This window comes from Flavobacterium soyae (genome assembly GCF_021245985.1).
GTDB lineage: Bacteria > Bacteroidota > Bacteroidia > Flavobacteriales > Flavobacteriaceae > Flavobacterium > Flavobacterium soyae.
This window is the reverse complement of record NZ_JAJQXA010000056.1, coordinates 1-356: the sequence shown is the minus strand read 5'-3', so window position 1 is coordinate 356 and position 356 is coordinate 1. Positions and strand designations below refer to the sequence as shown.

1 protein-coding gene is annotated in these 356 nt (G+C 66.9%); it reads right to left on the bottom strand.

What is annotated here, in order from left to right:
- Positions 1–356, bottom strand: a 356-nt coding sequence (locus LUU93_RS21925) for a LysR family transcriptional regulator (RefSeq protein ID WP_232683229.1), incomplete at both ends; no start/stop codon positions are given.

Sequence of the window (356 nt, the reverse complement as noted above, 5' to 3'; positions counted from 1 at the left end):
CGGACGCCAGCAAACCAGGCATCAGGATGTAGTTGACCCGGCGCACCACCAGCACGATGCCGGGCGCTTCGGCGCGCAGGCGCTTGAGCAGCATCGGCAGCAGGGCGAATTCGGCGTCGTCCGACAGGCCGATGCGAAACACCGAGGTGCTGGTGGCCGGGTCAAATTCCGCTGCACGGCTGACCGCCGTGGAAATCGAATCCATGGCCGGGGAGAGCAGGGCGAAGATCTCGACCGCCCGGGCCGAAGGCTCCATGCTGCGGCCGGTACGTACGAACAACGGGTCATCGAACAGGCTGCGCAGGCGCGACAGCGCGGCGCTGATGGCCGGTTGGCCTAGGAACAGTTTCTCGGCC